The 19,029-nt window shown below is 33.9% G+C and carries 17 protein-coding genes and 1 pseudogene; 13 read left to right on the plus strand and 5 right to left on the minus strand.

The genetic code is table 11. From position 1 onward, the window contains the following. Positions 1 to 170 precede the first annotated feature (170 nt). From dgt to HOO91_17175, 3 genes are all read left to right on the plus strand, one after another. Positions 171 to 1,541, plus strand: coding sequence for a dNTP triphosphohydrolase (gene dgt / locus HOO91_17165; GenBank protein NOU19290.1), 1,371 nt, complete (start codon positions 171 to 173; stop codon positions 1,539 to 1,541). 2 nt (positions 1,542 to 1,543) lie between these two features. Continuing rightward, entirely contained in the window at positions 1,544 to 2,317 is a 774-nt protein-coding gene (locus tag HOO91_17170) for a hypothetical protein (protein ID NOU19291.1), read from the plus strand. A 427-nt stretch (positions 2,318 to 2,744) separates the two neighbouring features. Continuing rightward, on the plus strand, positions 2,745 to 3,575 hold the full coding sequence (locus HOO91_17175; GenBank protein NOU19292.1) for a Bro-N domain-containing protein: 831 nt from the start codon (positions 2,745 to 2,747) through the stop codon (positions 3,573 to 3,575). 140 nt (positions 3,576 to 3,715) lie between these two features. Here HOO91_17175 and HOO91_17180 read toward each other — a convergent pair whose 3' ends face one another. Then, a complete protein-coding gene (locus HOO91_17180; GenBank protein NOU19293.1) occupies positions 3,716 to 4,486 on the minus strand; it encodes a hypothetical protein in 771 nt (256 codons plus the stop codon). A 414-nt stretch (positions 4,487 to 4,900) separates the two neighbouring features. On the opposite strand from HOO91_17180, the gene HOO91_17185 reads away from it, so the two are divergent. Beyond that, positions 4,901 to 5,302: a hypothetical protein gene (locus HOO91_17185; GenBank protein ID NOU19294.1), complete on the plus strand. Its 402-nt coding sequence runs from the start codon at positions 4,901 to 4,903 to the stop codon at positions 5,300 to 5,302. Positions 5,303 to 5,339: 37 nt separating this feature from the next. Here the strand turns inward: HOO91_17185 and HOO91_17190 are convergent, their stop codons facing one another. Together HOO91_17190 and HOO91_17195 are read right to left on the minus strand one after the other, a co-directional pair. Then, positions 5,340 to 5,753 (minus strand): DUF4440 domain-containing protein, encoded by a 414-nt coding sequence (locus HOO91_17190; GenBank protein NOU19295.1) that lies wholly within the window; start codon positions 5,751 to 5,753, stop codon positions 5,340 to 5,342. Between the two features lie 397 nt (positions 5,754 to 6,150). Further along, positions 6,151 to 7,173 (minus strand): hypothetical protein, encoded by a 1,023-nt coding sequence (locus HOO91_17195; GenBank protein NOU19296.1) that lies wholly within the window; start codon positions 7,171 to 7,173, stop codon positions 6,151 to 6,153. Positions 7,174 to 7,340: 167 nt separating this feature from the next. On the opposite strand from HOO91_17195, the gene HOO91_17200 reads away from it, so the two are divergent. Further along, complete coding sequence (locus HOO91_17200) at positions 7,341 to 7,919, plus strand: rubrerythrin family protein (protein NOU19297.1); 579 nt, start codon at positions 7,341 to 7,343, stop codon at positions 7,917 to 7,919. Positions 7,920 to 8,021: 102 nt separating this feature from the next. Here the strand turns inward: HOO91_17200 and HOO91_17205 are convergent. Beyond that, positions 8,022 to 8,473, minus strand: a pseudogene (locus tag HOO91_17205) (DUF3795 domain-containing protein). A gap of 211 nt (positions 8,474 to 8,684) precedes the next feature. On the opposite strand from HOO91_17205, the gene HOO91_17210 reads away from it, so the two are divergent. The 5 genes from HOO91_17210 to HOO91_17230 all read left to right on the plus strand — a co-directional run bounded on the left by HOO91_17210 (position 8,685) and on the right by HOO91_17230 (position 15,637). Then, positions 8,685 to 11,180, plus strand: coding sequence for an endonuclease MutS2 (locus HOO91_17210; protein ID NOU19298.1), 2,496 nt, complete (start codon positions 8,685 to 8,687; stop codon positions 11,178 to 11,180). A 130-nt stretch (positions 11,181 to 11,310) separates the two neighbouring features. Next, positions 11,311 to 12,618 carry a hypothetical protein gene (locus HOO91_17215; protein NOU19299.1) on the plus strand — a complete coding sequence of 436 codons (1,308 nt, stop codon included), beginning with the start codon at positions 11,311 to 11,313 and terminating at the stop codon, positions 12,616 to 12,618. A gap of 1 nt (position 12,619) precedes the next feature. After that, positions 12,620 to 13,528 (plus strand): hypothetical protein, encoded by a 909-nt coding sequence (locus HOO91_17220; GenBank protein ID NOU19300.1) that lies wholly within the window; start codon positions 12,620 to 12,622, stop codon positions 13,526 to 13,528. Next, positions 13,525 to 14,541 carry a polysaccharide deacetylase family protein gene (locus HOO91_17225; GenBank protein ID NOU19301.1) on the plus strand — a complete coding sequence of 339 codons (1,017 nt, stop codon included), beginning with the start codon at positions 13,525 to 13,527 and terminating at the stop codon, positions 14,539 to 14,541. Before HOO91_17220 ends, HOO91_17225 begins: the two co-directional genes overlap by 4 nt. Further along, positions 14,534 to 15,637: a GNAT family N-acetyltransferase gene (locus tag HOO91_17230; protein ID NOU19302.1), complete on the plus strand. Its 1,104-nt coding sequence runs from the start codon at positions 14,534 to 14,536 to the stop codon at positions 15,635 to 15,637. Before HOO91_17225 ends, HOO91_17230 begins: the two co-directional genes overlap by 8 nt. A gap of 188 nt (positions 15,638 to 15,825) precedes the next feature. On the opposite strand, the gene HOO91_17235 is transcribed toward HOO91_17230, so the two are convergent. Beyond that, on the minus strand, positions 15,826 to 16,536 hold the full coding sequence (locus HOO91_17235; protein ID NOU19303.1) for an ATP-binding cassette domain-containing protein: 711 nt from the start codon (positions 16,534 to 16,536) through the stop codon (positions 15,826 to 15,828). A 352-nt stretch (positions 16,537 to 16,888) separates the two neighbouring features. Here HOO91_17235 and HOO91_17240 point away from each other — a divergent pair, with 352 nt between their 5' ends. From HOO91_17240 to HOO91_17250, 3 genes are all read left to right on the plus strand, one after another. Continuing rightward, positions 16,889 to 17,758, plus strand: a complete 870-nt coding sequence (locus HOO91_17240) for a hypothetical protein (GenBank protein NOU19304.1) — start codon at positions 16,889 to 16,891, stop codon at positions 17,756 to 17,758. A gap of 3 nt (positions 17,759 to 17,761) precedes the next feature. Then, on the plus strand, positions 17,762 to 18,277 hold the full coding sequence (locus HOO91_17245; GenBank protein ID NOU19305.1) for a hypothetical protein: 516 nt from the start codon (positions 17,762 to 17,764) through the stop codon (positions 18,275 to 18,277). A 460-nt stretch (positions 18,278 to 18,737) separates the two neighbouring features. After that, entirely contained in the window at positions 18,738 to 18,995 is a 258-nt protein-coding gene (locus HOO91_17250) for a hypothetical protein (GenBank protein NOU19306.1), read from the plus strand. The last annotated feature ends 34 nt before the right edge of the window (positions 18,996 to 19,029 follow it).

Raw genomic sequence — 19,029 nt, forward strand, 5'->3', positions numbered from 1 at the left:
CTTATTATGGGAATGTTTTTCAGTATCTTACTCTTAAAAGCAATATTTTTTTACTAGTTTTGGCTAAAAGAAGAATTATTTTATATGAATGACCTTTTGATTAAAACATGGTTAATGAAATATTAAATATACATTCGTTATATAAAAGACTAATAAACAACTTCGACATAATGAATCATAGAGATAAATGGATCTTACTTTTAAGAGACAAAAGATTTAGACAAAAGTCCAAAACAAATAAATCAGATGGAAGAAACCCATTTGAAAACGATTATGGAAGACTTATTTCAAGTTCCCCAATTAGAAGACTTCAAGATAAGACTCAAGTATTCCCTTTAGAAAAAAGTGACTATATAAGAACAAGATTGACACACTCTCTTGAGGTATCATATATTGCTAGTTCAATTGGTCAAAGTGTAGAAAATAAGTTGTTAAAAAAGAAAGATATTGATATTACTTTAAAAGGTAATTTAAGTTCATTATTAAGAGTTGCTGGGTTAGTACATGACTTAGGCAATCCTCCTTTTGGTCATTTTGGGGAAGAAGCTATTAAGAAATTCTTTAAAGATTATTTCTTAAATAACACTACTACCTTAAGTGAATTAGAAAAGGCAGATTTCATAAACTTTGATGGAAATGTTCAGACATTCAGAATACTATCTAAGTTATATTATTTTGGAGACGACAGGGGTTATAATTTAAATTACTCAAGTCTCGCATCTATAGTGAAATATCCTTCTAATTCATTAGATGGAAACAAAAAACCTACTCTTGAAATTGCTAAAAAGAAATTTGGATATTTTGTTTCTGAAACAGAAACTTATAAGACGATAAATGATTACTTAAAGTTAAAAAACAGAAGACATCCTGTCGTATACTTATTAGAAGCTGCAGATGATATTGCATATAGTGCAGCAGATATCGAAGATGGTGTAAAATTAGGCATAGTTAATATTGATGACATTTACGTTTTATTTGACAAATATTTAACTGAAAACAAAGAAGAAGTTTTAAATTACTTGAAAGAATTAAGAAAAACATATTTTGATAATACAGATGTCAGCAAATCATTAATCGTTCAAAAATTTAGAATTCATACTCAGAAGTTAATGATCGAATGCATAATAAATGCATTTGAAGAAAATTATGATTCTATTATGAATGGAGAATTAGAAGATGAGATCATTAATATTTCAAATGCAAAGGATATTAGAATAGCTTATAAGAAATTACAAAATATTCTTTTTGATAATAAATCTATTTTGAAAAAAGAAATGGCTGGCTGGGAGGCAATATATGGTTTGTTGAAAATATTTGTTACAGCATCTAGAAGTGAGAATTTTAATGCAACTGGTAATAATTATGAATCACGTTTATATAAAATAATAGCAGCAAGTCATAGAAAAGTATATCAAGACATTGAAAAGTATGAAAATAAAGAATATAAGAAACTTCAATTAGTTGTGGATTTTATAAGCGGCATGACAGATTCATATGCAATTACACTTTTCCAGGAATTGACGGGTATTAAATATAATTAATAATGCTAGAATATAAGGAAATAAAGGACAAATTTAATTTATCATTTAGTGAGTTATTAAATAATAATTCTTCACTAAAATATTTGCTATATGAAATCTTTGTTTATGGTTCGGCTTATATTGTTGGAGGTTATTTGAGAGATTTAATAAATGATAAGTCATCCAGAGATATAGATATTATAATTGATTTAAAACATGAAAAGCTTTTAGAATTATTGAGGGATTCAAATTCAATATATGCAATTAATAGGCATAATGGTATTAAAATACAGTATAAAAACGTTGAAGTTGATATGTGGAGTATTGAGAATAATTGGGCATTTAAAAATAATTTAGTGAAATTGAATGATGAAAAAAAATTGAATAGTATTGCTAAAGGATGCTTTTATAATTTTGATGCACTAGTAATTAATTTACACACAAGCAATTTAGATATAAAGTATTACAATGACTTTATTAAAAATAATTGTCTTGAAATACTCCAATCATCTCCCCTTTATAAAAATTTAAATCCAACAACAGAAGCAAATATTCTAAGGGCTTTCTATTTAAGAAAATTGTATAATATTGATTATTCCTCAAACACTAAACAATATCTTATAAAAAAAATTGGTAATATTAGAGATAGAAACAAAAACTCTATAAATAAACTCTTAGAAACAAAGCTTAAATATCCAAAGTATGATAATACTTTATCAAATGATGATTTGTATTTTTATATTAATGAATTAATTAATAGCAATGAGATAAATAATCAATTTTTATTGAAACTATAAATATGAGCGGATTATTTTTGAATTTTTATACTATTGAAATTCCATTAATCCCCAGTTCGCAGTAGATTAGCGAAGCGTATCTTCGTCATATTTAAATAATAGTCTACTGACCTACCAACGAAAACCCCGTTTGCTGGAGGCTGTAAATAAAGAGAAATTGTCATTGGACTGGGTATAGGTTGTTTTATGCGAGTTATATCTCTGTAAATGAACTTACTGTATTCTAAAATCACTTTAATATTACCATGATTTAAAATAATTTGTAAACTATTCTACTATTAAAACAGTTAAATTTAAAAGTTGAGATAAAAGTTATTTAATTAGGTTGAAAAAGGTTTATTTTTACTTCCCTAACGATATTTGCTAAATGTGATATTTTTACAATATCGTTAATATGAAATTTTGCAGAAAGAAATAACTCGTAACAATGAAGGATATTAAAATATTTGAAAGTAAAAAGATACGTTCAAATTGGGATAGTGAACAGGAGAAATGGTACTTTTCTGTTGTTGATATTATTGAAATTTTAACTGATAGTCCAAGACCACGAAAATATTGGAGTGCTTTAAAATCTAAGTTAAAACTGGAAGGGAGTGAGTTGTCCCAAAATTTGGGACAACTGAAAATGCAATCTGAAGATGGAAAGTTTTACTTAACAGATGTGGCTGATACTGAACAATTATTTCGATTAATACAATCAATCCCTTCTCCGAAGGCAGAGCCATTTAAACAATGGTTGGCAAAAGTTGGGTACGAGAGAATAGAAGAAAGTCAAGATCCGGAAAAGTCAATTGATAGGGCTATGGAGAATTATTTGGCTTTAGGGTATAGCTCGGCTTGGATAAATCAACGATTAAAAAGTATAGAGGTTAGAAAAGAATTAACCGATGAATGGGAAAAAAGAGGTGTTAAAAAAGGACAAGATTTTGCCACACTTACAGATATTATTACACAAGCCTGGAGTGGAAATACGGTTGGGCAGTATAAGAAGTTTAAAGGGTTAAAAAAGGAAAATCTACGAGATAATATGACTAATCTTGAACTTGTGCTAAATATGTTGGCAGAAGCAACAACTACAGAAATAAGCAAGGAAAATAACCCCAAAACTTTTGATGATAATAAAAGAATTGCCAAAAAAGGCGGTGAAATAGCAGGAGATACCAGAAAGAAAATTGAACAACAAACAGGGAAGAAAATTGTCAGCCCACAAAATGCTAAATTATTGAAAGAGTCAAAGGAGAATAAACGAATTAAATAGTTACACTCCTAGCGTTCGCCCTAGTCTGTAAGCAAAACGAAATTTTCTTTAGCCTAGCGGAGATTTGCAGAGCGTATTTATTTTAGCATATATACATGCAAAATTAGAAACCTTAAGTTCTTTTCAATATGATATTGTTTCTAAGCCACCAATTCAGGATATTCAAAGTATTCCTGAACCTTGGAGGAATTAAGAAATTGAGAGTTCTCTTTCCTTTGAAATCTTAAAACAGAATGTGCTGTCATCTCCTTTTCGTCATATGGCTTAAAGAATTGCTTTACCTCTTCGATGGTTAAGTTTTCATTCAAGTAGTTCAGTGCTTCATCCTCTTTTATGAGCAAAAGCATCCGCGATCCATTTGGTGCATCGGGATTATTGTGAATCTTTTCAACTAAGGGGTTTGGGGGAGTTGTAATAATTGAGAACGACTCAGAAATCTCTCCAGTTTGCTCGTCAACCTTTTTATTCCAAATTCCACCTGCATAAAAAAGGTCTCCATTTTTAGGTTGAATAAAATATGGGTAGGTTTCCTTTCTAAAGTGATAATACTCAAAGTAACCATCAATTGGAATTAAGCATCGATGATTAAATATAATATCCTTATGCTGGTAGAATACTCGTTCACAGGTTGAGTTCAGCAATTCTCGTGTAACAACTTTACTCGTTTTTTTATCATAGTATGAATATGGAAGAGTCCATTGCATATTATGGAATTGCAGCTTCCCATTCTCCTTTACTAAGGCGGTTATTTGCGGTTTCCCTTTGCCAATAGCAACGTAATACTCCATGAACTCGTCCTTCATAGCAACAATTGCTTCATTAACTTGTTGATTAAATTCACTTGGATACTGATTTTTAGATCTTTGTTCCATAGCCTTACGGACTTTCTTTGTTCCAATCCAGTAGCACATTGTGGTATTGTTTGAAATTAATTATTCGTCTAATTTACAAAAACATCTATTCAGTTAAAATTAAGGAAGCAATCAAATTGCGTGTATTGTTTGAGCATTTTAAGCGTTGCATTTCACATGTAGGGTTCATCATTTAGCTAGTTCAATATTCAAGGACTCGTTGGCATGATAAATAATAAATCACTTATCTGGATTTGAACACTCAAAATTCCTTGTTTGAGTTATCTTTTGGATAGTTTTTCAATGATTTAAGATAGTTTGCAAAGCTATTAAACCTCCTGTAAAAGCTAAATTTTAAAAGTTGCAATAAAAGATGTTCAAAGAGTGGAAAAAAGATTTATTTTTACAACTCATAAAAGGGTATCACAATTACAAATAAAGGCTGAGTAAATAATCGAATTAAATATTTTTATCATGAAAAAACTATTGTTTTATATTGGAGTCCTAACATTGATAATTACTATGTCTAGATGTATGGATGGAGGGACGTATGCAAAATATGAAATAGTATTAAATCTAACAAGTTGGAGTTTGCCCGATACAGCAAAGGTCTCAGTTCCTTTTAGTACATCTTTAAATTCAGTAATTGATAATTCTTGCCTAAAGAACTTACGATTTGTAGTGGATAAGTACGATAATTTCACCTATAGGGGTTATGCACATGCACTTTTCGAGAATCATGGTGAGGCTTGCTACGACATGCAAGAATACAAGGATACTACAATTAACGTCACTATTAATAGTGCAGGTAAGTACTATTTCTATTTCTTAAGGGAAGGAATATTTAGAAGAGATTCAATAGTAATTATTCCTTAACAATAGGTTTTTGAATTAAAACAGTAGCATTTTAATACTAATTTGTATGGTCGAAGATTACCTTCCATCGACCATCAATTTTTTTCCAAAGCAAAGAATAGAATCCTTTTAGGGTGTCTTTTTCCCTTTCAAGAGCCCATTTGCCAACAACAAACATTTGTTTATCATTCAATGGTTCAAATGATATGTGGGTGAATTTAAGCCTTCCCATGGTTTGTTTATCGGGGTACGATTTTTTGTAATTATCTAATGTTGTCTGCCAGCCCTTTGTAAGGCCTCGTCTACCTAAAAACCTTAAACTATCGGATTTCCAATAACCATCCATAAACCCATCAATATCGCCATTGCTCCAGCACTGGGATTGTTTGTCCATTACCGCTTTGATTTCAGTTTTATCTTTATCAAAGTTACTTCTTGAGCAGCCAATAACAACAAAAACAAATAGGATGATAGGTAAGAGTGTTTTCATAGTGATACGATAAGGATATGAAGTAAAGATATACAAAACTATGTAACTATTCAGCATACAAAAAATCGCACGCAAAGTCACAGAGAAATTAATCCGTAGAGGATAAATAAAAGACAATGAAGGTGGAATCGTTATAAGAAAAAAAACAGAAAAAACACACTAATGTAGGTTTATCGAAAAAACTAAGAAATTTATAATGACAACAATTAATCAGCGCAAAGGGAAAAACTTTTAGTTTTTTCTTCTTTGCGAACTTGGCGGCTTTGCGAGAATTATTAGTGCAAGAATATCATGGTAATTGACTTTTTTTATTTTCTTTTAAAAAAATAGCTATCAAATCATGCACCTAAGTAGTTATAAAACTCTAAATGAGGATAGTTTATTTTCGAAATTTCTTAAACCCTTCATCTATAGGCATCCAGTAAATATCTGAGTTTCCATTGCCGGGGACTAACCTCCTTTTTGAAATTGAGCTAAGTTTCCAATCTGGCAGTATATCTTTAAATTTTATGGTTTTTGTTGATGAGGCAAAAAACAAATATTTTCCATCTGGAGTAACTGAAATGCTTATGGCATCTAGGCAGGGAAGGTTTAGCTCTTTAATAAGATCTATTCCGTTACTCCAAGTATCATCTACGTTATGAAAAAATAGCATGTAGGTAGATTTTTTCAAGTTACTTGAATCCCTTCCAGCCACACAACCTATAAGGTAGCTATCATCAGGAGCAATACAGGCATTATAAATAGTTCCTTTTTCGTTAACTGGAGCAGGAAGAACAGTTGGATTTTGGTATTCACCATTCACCAGTTTTGCGCGAAGTATTTGCGATACTTTTGTTTTTGAATCTGTACGGCAGAAGTAAAGTGTTCCATCCTTTGTAAGCGAGGGGTAGAACTCATCGAAAGCATTTATAAATTCGGGTAACGGTTTGGCTTCGCCCCAGCTATTATCTGCTTGCATTTCAGCCACCCATATGTTTTGGTTCGCCCAGCCTGCTTTAGCAACCTCATTGGCTCTTGGTTTTGTTGAGAGGAAAAAGATCTTCTTGCCATCAGCAGACAAAGCAGGTTCAGCAAAGAAAAAAGATGTATCCCTTGCAAACGAGGCAACTACTGCTTCTTGCCAAACTCCATTGATCCTTTTAGTTGTCATAATTGTATTCCAATCACCCTGAAAAAGAGAATAGTAAATTTCGTTTCCATCGGGTGATATTGCAAAATCTCTTTCGTACAAACCTGTTGATATTATTCCCGGTGCAAATATTTCTGGTTTCGACCCAGTAAGTTTTTGACCAAGAAAATCTCCTTTGAGAGTTGGAAAACTATTTTGAGCTGATAATTCATTATAAGCAATTAGTGTGATTGCTAATAAAATGAATAAAAATAATTTTGAGGTTTTCATGGTAGGAGTTTAGAGCGTTTTATTTTTTAAAGATACGCATTAACCTTTATACCCTATACCAAAACTCAAAAAGGAAATAAATAGTATCAATAATTAATACCGTATAAAAAGTGTTCGAAACATCTTTTTACTAATTTTGATTCAAATCTAAATTAAACAATACTGACATGGATAAAAGTATAAAAGGAACTCAAACCGAGAAAAATCTACTTAAAGCATTTGCTGGCGAATCACAGGCTAAAAACCGCTATACCTTTTTTTCAAAGAAGGCCAAGGAAGAAGGTTTTGAGCAAATTGCTGAACTATTTATGACCACTGCATTACAAGAAGAAGCACATGCTAAGATATTTTTTAGATTTTTAGAAGGAGGTCCTGTTGAAATTACCGCAACATACCCCGCGGGCTCAATTGGAACAACCGCAGAGAACCTAAAAGCCTCAGCAATGGGCGAGCATGAGGAGTGGACTGATTTGTATCCACATTTTGCAGAGATAGCCGAGCAAGAAGGTTTTAAGAAAATTGCTACCGCATTTAAACTTATTGCTAAAATTGAAAAAGAGCACGAGGAGAGGTATAAAAAGTTGCTTGAAAGAGTGGAGTCTGGTAAAGTGTTTGAACGCGAAGAGGATGTAGAATGGGTGTGTCGTAAGTGCGGACATGTTCATAAGGGAAAGAAAGCATTAAAAAATTGCCCAGTTTGTAATCATCCAGAGGCTTATTTCGAAGAAAAGGGAACTAATTATTAGTAAGAAAAGTACTTAAAGTGCCTAGAGTTTAGAGTGCCTAAAGTTTTTTCAACACGTAACTTTAGGCACTCTAGGCATTTCAAGTACTCAAGGCACTTCAAGTTAATACCTCGGCTTATCTTTTATCTCATTATAGTAGTTTTCAACTCCAATCTCTTTCATCCTCTGGTTTATTTTATCCACCTTTGCTCAAGATGGCTATCAAAACCAGTATGATTGCACGGAAACTCATTGCATTGGAAGCAGAAATCAACCGATTTGGTTTTGTGACAAACCCGTACATTACATGATTTAAATAGATGACATTCCTGTTTCCTACATCCCAAGCAGTTGGAAGAGGCAAAATAATCGAGCATCACCTTAAACTCTTGGTATTTGTTGAAAATCGGAGCATCTAGTAGTTCTGAAAATCGTTTAGCGTAAACTTCGAAATTTCCAAGATCATTTTTTAATGCTTCGCTGTTTTTCTTAATACTACCATTATTAAAAGCAAAGCATTTTTGGCAGTTTATACCACATGGACCAAGTGTGTTGAGAATATTCGGGTGGTTCATACGTATGTAAATTTTAATTTTTCAAAGATTGTTCTATTTTATTGAAAAGAAGAATAATTACTTTTTATTTGATTTTATCTAAGAATGCCAAGCAAGAGAAAGAAACTAATTATTTGTATTTTAAGTGCATTAACTTTAGTCACTCTAGGCATTTTAAGTACTCTAGGCACTTCTTGTTATTTTCTTACCTTTGTGCTGAATTTAAAGCAATATGGATTACATCTATCCAAAAAATTTTGAAGAGAAAGTCGGGTTTGACCGAATTCGTGCGCTAGTTTCCTCTCGTTGCCTTTGTAATCTGGGAGTTAGAAAGGTTGGTGAAATTTCGTATTGCACCGATTTTGAAACAATTCTTCGTTATATTGCCGAAACCGATGAGATGAAAACCATCTGTTTGATGGATGACTCTTTTCCTGTTGATAATTATATCGATTCCACTCCATTCCTTGAACGCATAAAGGTTGTTGGAACTTGGCTCGATGAACGCGAATTATACGATCTGCGCAAATCACTCGATTCCATAAAATCGTTACTTTCCTTTTTCCGTCGAGGCGAAGAACCCCGATACCCAAACCTTACAAACCTTACAAAAGGTTTATCATATTACCCTTATGTAACCGATAGGATTGATTCAATTCTTAATAAATTTGGGAAGATAAAGGATAATGCATCACCTGAGTTAGCTCGAATTCGCTCTGAGGTATCGGCTAAACAGGCCTCGGTTTCAAAGCGCATTCAGAGCATACTTAAGCAAGGACAATCCGAAGGTTTTGTTGAATCCGATGCATCACCCGCTGTTCGCGATGGTAGGATTGTAATCCCCGTTGCGGCAGCAAATAAGCGCAAAATAAAAGGATTTGTTCACGATGAATCGGCATCTGGGAAAACAGTTTATATTGAACCCGTTGAGGTAGTTGAGTTGAACAACGAGATTCGGGAGTTGGAATACGCTGAACGTCGTGAGGTGATTCGTATTCTGGTTGAATTTACCGATACAATTCGACCATACCTTCCTGAACTGATTTTAGCGTACGATTTCCTTGGAACTATCGATTTTATTAGAGCAAAAGCACTCTTTGCAATAGATGTTGGAGGTGCAAAGCCAATACTAACCTCTAAGCCACATATATTTATTCGTCAGGCCAAGCACCCATTACTTTTCTTAACCCTTAAACGTGAGGGGAAAGAGATAGTTCCTCTGGATGTTGAACTTAATGTAAATGAGAGAGTTCTTCTTATTTCTGGACCCAATGCGGGTGGGAAATCGGTTTGCCTTAAAACCGTTGGATTGCTTCAGTATATGCTTCAATGTGGGTTTTTACCTTCATTGCTAGAGAATTCTGAGATTGGGATATTCGATAAAATTTTTATTGATATTGGTGATGAGCAATCAATTGAAAACGATTTAAGTACATACAGCTCGCACTTGTTGAATATGAAGCATTTTCTCCGCAATGCGGATTCAAAGTCGTTGATTCTTATCGATGAGTTTGGTGCGGGAACAGAGCCAATGGTCGGTGGAGCCATCGCCGAATCTATACTTCAGCGATTCTGCGAGCAGGGAACATTTGGAATTATTACAACTCACTATACAAACCTTAAGCATTTTGCATCGGGTACACATGGCATTGTAAATGGTGCAATGCTATTTGATGTTAGTAAGATTCAACCGCTTTTCAAACTCGAAATTGGGAAACCAGGAAGTAGTTTCGCTTTTGAGATTGCCAGAAAAATTGGACTGCCAGAAGATGTTCTTCAATCAGCATCATCAAAGGTGGGTGAAGATCATGTTAGTTTCGAGAAGCATCTAAGAGAGATATCGCGCGATAAGCGGTATTGGGAGAAAAAACGGGATAATATTCGTTTAACAAATCGGAAAGTTGAGGAGATGGAAAAGAAGTTAGAACAGGAACTTCTATCCATTAAGGAGCAGCGCAAGGAGATTCTTGCTAAGGCAAAGAAGGAGGCAGGGGCTTTACTCTTGGATACGAACCGTCAAATAGAGAATACAATTCGAGTTATTAAGGAAACAAACGCCCAAAAGGAGAAGACCAAAGAGGTACGTTCCGAGTTGGAAGATTTTAAGGAAGATTTTGAGAGCAAGATTAATTCAAATGATGAGGATATTGAGAAAAAGATATTGCAAATCAAGGAGAAACAGAAGCGTAGGGAGGAGAAAAATAGAGAAAAAGGACAAATAGAAGATGCTGGTTTTTCCGAAGATCTTGCTCCCAAAGCAATGGAGAAGGGCGATAAGGTTAGAATGAAGGAACAAGATATAGTAGGAGAAATTGTTGAGGTTGGGCAAAAGAATGCCGTTGTTGCTTTTGGGAATATGATGACAAGTGTTGATATCGATAAGTTAGAGCTGATATCGGCTAATGAGTATAGGAAGGCGAATCGGGAGGTTTCTCAGCCCAGAACAGGAGCGAGTGTCGATACACATAAGCGAAGGCTAAATTTTAAATCGAATATTGATATTCGAGGATTCCGTGCTGATGAAGCAATTCGTGCAACTCAGGAATTAGTAGATGAGGCTTTGATGCTTGGTATTGGTCAGGTTCGCATCCTACATGGTAAGGGGAATGGTATTTTACGTCAGCTGATTAGGGAATACCTTGCAACTCACCCCGGTATTAAATCATTTGCCGATGAGCATATTGAATTTGGAGGTACTGGAATTACTAATGTTACGCTAGACTTATAAATCTTGCAATTTGCTTAGTATTTGTAATTTGTTATTAATAGAATATGGCTCTATTCTTACACTTGTATTATTTGCTTGTTTCTTAAAAAAAACCATATATTCGTAATAGTTTAAAAATTTCTTTTTCTGGATGGAGGTACTTATTTATACTCAAAGACTTACACCGCGTGTTGATTATGCGATTAGGTTTATTTTCGAGGAGATTCTTGGGGTGAAGATTAGGGTTACATCATCCTATTCAGAAGCTAAGCAGTATAGCGGGGTACTGATATCCTATTGTAGATCAAAGGTTAAGGAGGGGATTCATATTGTCCCTCATAGTCTCATGATTGAGGATTCAATTGCTCGCCAGAAAATAGATTTTTTTAGATGGGAGGAGTTGCCTGCTTTTTTCCAAACCTCAAAAGAGGCTGACATTCCGTTCGATATATTTGCAGCATCATTCTATCTTATTTCCCGATACGAAGAATACCTGCTTTTTGAGCCCGATAAGCATAATCGTTTTACATCTGGGCAAAGCATTGCTTCAATTGGTGGTTTTTTGGAAGACCCAATTGTTGACCAGTGGGCATATAAATTAGTCGATAAGATTAGGGATAAGTTTCCCAGTTTTGAGATCAACCCAAAAAAATTTGAATTCATTCCTACCATTGATATAGATAGTGCCTTTGCCTACAAGAATAAAGGTTCTGGAAGAGCCATTTTAGGCACATTAAAATCACTTGTAACTTTTCATTTTAAGGATGTAGTAGACAGGATTGTTGTTTATTCCAAATTGAGAAAAGATCCTTTTGATATTTACGAAAGCGTTTTTTCAATACTAATTGATTGGCCGAATACTATTTGGTTTGCTTTAGTTGGGAAATATAATCGCTACGATAGAAACATTTCCATTCAGAATAGTGAGATGCGGAATCTGTTATTTAGAATCAGAAAAAAATTCAAAGTTGGAATCCATCCTTCATATCGTTCTGGTGCTAATGTCGAAATAGTAAGAGAGGAAATTTCTAATATCGTTAGAGCAATTGAAACCGAAGTTTTTGCAAGCAGACAGCATTATCTAAGAATTTTTCTTCCTACAACGTATAGCAATCTTCTGGCCCTTGGGATAAACGAAGATTATTCAATGGGATACTCTGATCGTATTGGGTTTCGAGCCAGCACATGTACTCCTTTTTATTTTTATAATCTTAAAGAGGAGCGGGTAATAGATTTAAAAATCTTCCCATTTCAAACTATGGATTTTACCCTTTGCTCTCAGATGAAATTGACGCCATTAGCGGCTTACGAAAGAACTATGGCTCTTGTAAATAAAGTAAAAGCGGTGAATGGAACATTCATTTCTATTTGGCATAACGAGTATCTATCGGGACAATCACCTTGGAAAGGGTGGGAGTTACTAATGCCATTAGTGCTTGAAAAAGTAAAGAAGCCCTAATGTGAAAATCAGCTACGTAAAACATAATGATATTGATTTCTTAAAGTGGGATGATTGCATAAATCGTTCTCTTAATGGAATTGTTTATGCATATTCATGGTATCTGAATATTGTAGCAGGGGAGTGGGACGCGTTGGTTGGGGATGACTATAAAGTTGTTTTCCCTTTAGTTAAGGGGAAGAAATATGGAGTGTCATATCTTTATCAACCCTTATTTACTCAGCAGTTAGGTGTGTTTTCATCTATTAAAATTGATAGCCAAAACATTAAATTGTTTTTAGATTCAATTCCCAAGAAATTTCAGCACCAGATTATCAATTTTAACACCTTTAATTACCTTAAAAATGATAAGGGTGAGATATTCGAGAGGGTTACCTATCAGCTCGATTTAGTTCAATCCTACTTCGATTTATCATCAAATTATAACGATAACACCAAAAGGAACATATCAAAATCAATAGCAATGGGTGTTAGCGTTAATAAGATGCTATCAGTTGCTGATTATATTCATTTTAAACGTCAAAACTTGATGGTTCCTCTTAAAGACGATCAAATTGAACTGTTAAATAGAATAATGCTTCAAGCGCTTGAAAAGGGTGTTGGTGAAATATATGCAGCATTTACTGATCATCGGGAATTGTGCGCAGCAGCATTTTTTATTTGTTCCAATGAGAAAGTAATATACCTATCAGCCGCTTCAAACGAATTAGGGCGAACGAATAGGGCAATGTTTACCCTTGTTGATCAATTCATTAACAATTACTCTGAATCACAGCTAGTATTAGACTTTGAGGGCTCATCGATTGAAAGTGTTGCAAGATTTTATGCAGGTTTTGGCGCTAAGAAATGTACTTACCTGCAGTTAGTTGTAAATAGATTACCTTGGTATTTGAAACTTTTTAAGCGATGAGAAGGTTTTTTAGGTCAATTTCAAGAGTATTACCAACAGGAATGGTAACTAAGGGAATTGGTAATAAAACCATCTCCCCATTTTACCATTTGGTATCCAATAACCCACCTTCCCATGTCAAGCATCTTTACAATGTGCTTTCTGTAAATGAATTTGAGCGTGATTTAGACTTTTTCCTTAAGTACTTTACACCAATTGATAGTAGAACCTTAGTAGATACCCTCTCAAACAATATTAAAACTCAGAAACCCCATATTTTTCTTAGTTTCGATGACGGTTTTAGGGAGGTTAAGGATATTATCACTCCAATTCTTTTAAGGAAAGGTATTCCAGCCACATTCTTTGTGAACCCAGCATATATTGGCAATCAAGATTTAATGTATAGGTGTAAGATTAGTTTGATTGTCGATAGATTAAAAACCACAAATATTTCAGCAGTTACCTATAATGAGATAGCTAAATTACTAGGTGTAAACTGTGATTCCCGCATTATTGTAAATGCCATTTTTCAAGTAAAACATAATCAGAGTAAACTCCTGAATAGGATTGTTGAGCTTATTGGTGTTGATATAAGTGAATATTTAAGCATCAATCACCCTTACCTCTCATTGGATGATCTACTGGTTTTGGCAAAATCAGGTCTTACAATAGGGGGTCATGGCTATAATCATCCGTATTTTAACGAGATTAGTTTTGAGGAACAGATTTCAGAGGTTTTAAGTTGCATGAATTGGGTAGGTTCAAACTTCCCAGATCAACCAAAACTTTTTGCTTTCCCATTTACCGATTTTGGGGTTTCTGATGATTTGATAAAACAACTTCATTTAACCCCGGATAGCCCTTGCGATATAACCTTTGGCACTTCTGGCATTCAGCCTGTTCGATTTCCAAAACATTTACAGCGTATTCCAATGGAAGTAAATGGCATCTCAGGTATTCGACTTTTGAGTAGCGAGATAATTTATTACCTTGCAAAAAAGAAACTAGGATATTATCGAATAAAGTATGATTAAAATTTATAGAATAAATACCAACGATATTCAGCTATATTCGCAAGATCCTCAACTTTCTGAAAGAGAACATATCCCTATCAGCCGGTTAAGGGCAATGTCCTATTCCGTTAACCCAAGGGCAAATCCAAACGATACCGTTCTTTATCTAGCATATAAAGATGATACCCTAATTGGGTATCGTACTATAATGCCCGATTTAATTTTTGTTGATGGAAAAGAAATGAAAGTAGCCTGGCTAAGTGGTAATTGGGTTCATTGTGATTGCCGTAGGCAGGGTATAGCCACACTTCTACTCGATGAGGCTCTTAAAGATTGGGGTTCACGTTTAATGTATACTAACTACGCTTTGGAATCGAAATTTGTATACGATAAATCCGATAAGTTCGAAGAATTATTAACCAAAAAAGGGCGTAGGTTTTACCTAAGACCCTGCCTTTATAGTCTAGTCCCAAACAAATCTCCGTTTTTTAAAAGGAATAGCTGGATGCTAAAACTAGCAGATACCTTCTTACGCATTTTTAACCCGATGCCCCTATATGGAAAAACATTACGATTAGATAAAGAGGTTGAGTTTGAGTATCTGGAAAGACCCGACACTGAGATTTCGGAGATGTTTGAGAAAGTTTGCAGTTCAACACCAACTCGAAGATCGAGGGTTGAGTTACAATGGATTTTGCGTTTCCCTTGGTTGGTATCATCTCCTCTAGGTGATAGGATTGGCAGGAAATATTACTTCTCGTCCAATCCTCAACGGTTCAGCCAATCAATTGTTAAAGTATATAAAAGTGATTTGTTGATAGGTTTTTTATTTTTTAACCTTACTGATGTTAAACTTTCTGTTCCCTACTGCTTATTCAAGGATGAGGACTCTGATCTAATGGCAAGGATAATAATGCTACATGCCTTTAAATATAGAGCCTCGATGGTTACCATTTACCAGTCGGATCTTATAAAAGAAATCAAACAAAAATTCTTATTTAATCTTTTCTCAAGAAAACGTACCCAAATCTACTTTGCAACAAAAGAAATAGTAAGCACGCTTACAGGTAAATTCAAAACCTTTAACGATGGGGATGGCGATTGTGCCTTTATTTAACTATTCAGATTTTCTTGTAACAACAAAAAAAATTAGCACAGAGGAAAAAAGAGTTAGAACACAGATATAAACAGAGGGAAAATGACTTTTAAGTCATTTTTGAAATATCTTCTCTTTGCGAACTTGGCGCAATTTCTTTGCTGTCTTTGCGTGAACTTTAAATTGCATAGCAACCGCCGAAGGCGCGTTTACTCCATCAAACTTTCAAAATCGATTTCTGACATTTGCTCCGATTCGGAGACACTTCCCCTTTCGCACTTAAGCGTTCTTGCAGGGTACTTTTTTAGCAAAGCATAATTATGAGTTGCCATTATTACCGCCCTTCCTGTTGCAGGGATATCATGAAGCAAGCGCATAATCTCTTCCGAGGTTTCAGGGTCGAGGTTGCCGGTAGGCTCATCGGCAAGGATAATCTCAGGATCGTTTAGCAATGCTCTGGCTATTACCACCCTTTGCTGCTCACCGCCCGATAGCTGATGCGGCATCTTATGCTCCTTATTCTGTAATCCAACCTTCTCAAGAACATCCTTAATACGCTGCTCAATCTCGGCTTTATTCTTCCACCCCGTAGCACGAAGCACAAAAAGAAGATTATCATGCACCGAACGATCCGTTAGCAGTTGAAAATCCTGGAAAACTGTGCCAATCTTCCTTCGTAGGTATGGTACTTGTTTACGTTTTAATTTACGAAGATCAAACTCCGATACACGAACCTCACCCTCCTTAAGTTCAATCTCAGCGGTAATTGTTTTAATTACGCTGGTTTTCCCACTTCCTACCTTGCCTATTAAATAGACAAATTCCCCCTTCTCAACCGAAAAATTTACCTCCGAGAGTATAAGTTGCCCCTCTTGGTATAACGAGGCATTAGCGAATTCTATAATCGTATCAAGAGCCATGCTTTTACCTTTTACTAATTTGCTATAAAGATAGGGGCATTTTTTTGTTGAATAATCTATAAAAGGGAGAAAAGGATTTTTAATTATTAACAGATTTATTCCATCTGTGTTTTCTAAGATATGGCAGGATTATTATGATGTTTAATAAAAATAATTAAGGCTAAGTGGCTCGTAACAGATACATTTTTAATATAATTTCAAAAAAGCACCTCGCACAATTTTTTTATTCAGGATTATTTTGTATAAATTTAGGTTGGTAAATTTTAACAATTTATCTAATTCAAGTCGTTTTTTATTTATTTTAATAATGGTTAAGACAATACATAATAATCAAACTTAATTATTTCAATCAATGAATAAACAAAGAAAAGTTACGTATTATACAGTATGTACAAAGGAAATTGAATCTGGTGAAATTAAGCCCTTTTTGGATATTGTTAATCTTTTTAACTATGTGAAAGAGTTACCAATAGAAGAAAGATTGTTCGAATTTGGACGGGATAGTAAGTCTTGCTATTTAGGTGCTTTTTCAAAACATCAAGATATATATTCTGGTTTTATTAAGAGTGCGAAGCATAGTTATCGACCTCCTTTAATGAATAGAAGTACTGGTGATGAGAGGGATAATCCGAAAACTTTAAGTGAAGGTGATAGAGAAACTACTCATTTTGCAATTAAAGAAAGTGGTGGAGAGATTCATCTTATACTTGAACGGAATTTTGTTGGTATTACAATAAACCAGTTCTTATTATATCTTAAAAAATATAATGAAATAAGAATAAAAGATGAAACAGATGAACGACCTAGTTATAATTTATTACATTATACAGATGCAAGATCTGATTTTTTTACTGCCTTAAATACAATGAATAGAGCTGTTGTCGCTGATGTTGTAATTGATCGCCAATTACTTGGTAGTAGTTCATTAAGATTTTCTGATAGAATTTTTCCTGTAAAGCAAGAAATGACTCTTACAATTAAGGCGGAAAGATCTGAAAGTATCAAAGAAACATTAATTGATTTATGGAATGTTTTTAATAGAGGTAGCGATATTCACAAAATTAGAATTTATGGCACAGATCAGGATGATAATGACACTAAGATAGATACAAGTTTTGTTGAAAAAATTGATTATATTAGTGCCAATGTAGATTCTGATACAGGTGTTTTAAATTCTACAGAGTTGTTAAGAGAATTAAGGAAATTAGCTCAATCATTATAATTTATGGAACATATTCTGGTATTAATTGATTACTTTAGATTGCAAAAGATTAAAATAATAGTTTATAATATTTTAATTCCTGCATTATTGGCATCAAGCACACTCTTTTTTATCGATAAATCTTGGTTTTCAGATACTTTAATTAAAATAGAGTCAAATCTTATTCCATTATTAGGTGTTTTAATTGGATTTTCAATTACAGTTTTCACAATTCTTACAACTAGTTCTAATACAAATGTTGAAGGAATTAAAAGTCATAAAATTGGAAAAAAGATTGATGGGCAAAATGATGCAACCCTATATGATTTATTAGTTGTAAGCATTGGATACATTCTAATAAATGAAGTATTTCTTTTAATTTTCAACATAGCCTATCCATTTATTATTAATGATTCTCCGAAATCACATTCAGTTTTTTTTATAATTAATATTTTCTGGTTACTTCATATACTTCTTACAAATATTAGACTAACTCTGGATTTTTATTTTGTCATTTTAGGGAAAAAAACAGATAAGTAATTTTTAGATATTATAAAGGTTTGATTAAAAATATGCTGAATATCATTTGTGATATTGACAATAGTGCTAAAATGAACTAAAATAAATGGACTATAAGAGTAGAATTGAATTTTAAAGAGTGGTTCAATAAGGAGCGTATTTCCCCGTTTCTCAAAACCAAAAATCCAAAGGCGATTATATCTAGGTTCTACATTGACTAGCCAAACCTATCTACATCGGTTTGTTTTTGTCTCCTATTCCTGTCCAAATAATTTAAAAGAAACATATAGCAAACAACCGTTACCATAACCATACCAATTACTCAGCCAAAAACATCACCCCTCCACCCAATCCAAAAAATTCCTACATTTGTTTCCACGGAACAAAACGCAATCCATGACCATAAAGCTCACCCGCAAGCAGCGCATAATAATCCGAAGCTCCGATGATGCCTTCAAAGTAATGAAGGAGATTCTCCTGCGTGAGGGTTAAATCGACAACAGAAGGAGCACTTCTGGGTAATGGGTACTTCCCAGAACAACTGCGTAAGGTGAGTAGCGGTGATTTGCACGAGTTGTGGCTTAACAAAAGAAGAAGTAGAAAAGCTGAAGATATAGCAAAACTCAGCCCGCAAGGTGTACCTCAAATACTCCAACCAGTAAGATTTGCCGATAAAAAAGTTATTCCTATCTTCGTTTCGGCGTTAACGATATATAGACTTGACACTTCGAACCACTAGCTTTAATTTAGTATTTAACGTTAGTAAGCATTGT

This window comes from Bacteroidales bacterium, from assembly GCA_013141385.1.
Lineage (GTDB): Bacteria > Bacteroidota > Bacteroidia > Bacteroidales > Tenuifilaceae > UBA8529.

Bases quoted from the DNA above. Each gene is read 5' to 3' on its own strand.
- dgt (NOU19290.1), top strand. From the start codon at position 171: ATGAATCATAGAGATAAATGGATCTTACTTTTAAGAGACAAAAGATTT.
- HOO91_17170 (NOU19291.1), top strand. From the start codon at position 1,544: ATGCTAGAATATAAGGAAATAAAGGACAAATTTAATTTATCATTTAGT.
- HOO91_17175 (NOU19292.1), top strand. From the start codon at position 2,745: ATGAAGGATATTAAAATATTTGAAAGTAAAAAGATACGTTCAAATTGG.
- HOO91_17180 (NOU19293.1), bottom strand. From the start codon at position 4,486: ATGTGCTACTGGATTGGAACAAAGAAAGTCCGTAAGGCTATGGAACAA.
- HOO91_17185 (NOU19294.1), top strand. From the start codon at position 4,901: ATGAAAAAACTATTGTTTTATATTGGAGTCCTAACATTGATAATTACT.
- HOO91_17195 (NOU19296.1), bottom strand. From the start codon at position 7,173: ATGAAAACCTCAAAATTATTTTTATTCATTTTATTAGCAATCACACTA.
- HOO91_17200 (NOU19297.1), top strand. From the start codon at position 7,341: ATGGATAAAAGTATAAAAGGAACTCAAACCGAGAAAAATCTACTTAAA.
- HOO91_17210 (NOU19298.1), top strand. From the start codon at position 8,685: ATGGATTACATCTATCCAAAAAATTTTGAAGAGAAAGTCGGGTTTGAC.
- HOO91_17215 (NOU19299.1), top strand. From the start codon at position 11,311: ATGGAGGTACTTATTTATACTCAAAGACTTACACCGCGTGTTGATTAT.
- HOO91_17225 (NOU19301.1), top strand. From the start codon at position 13,525: ATGAGAAGGTTTTTTAGGTCAATTTCAAGAGTATTACCAACAGGAATG.
- HOO91_17230 (NOU19302.1), top strand. From the start codon at position 14,534: ATGATTAAAATTTATAGAATAAATACCAACGATATTCAGCTATATTCG.
- HOO91_17235 (NOU19303.1), bottom strand. From the start codon at position 16,536: ATGGCTCTTGATACGATTATAGAATTCGCTAATGCCTCGTTATACCAA.
- HOO91_17240 (NOU19304.1), top strand. From the start codon at position 16,889: ATGAATAAACAAAGAAAAGTTACGTATTATACAGTATGTACAAAGGAA.
- HOO91_17245 (NOU19305.1), top strand. From the start codon at position 17,762: ATGGAACATATTCTGGTATTAATTGATTACTTTAGATTGCAAAAGATT.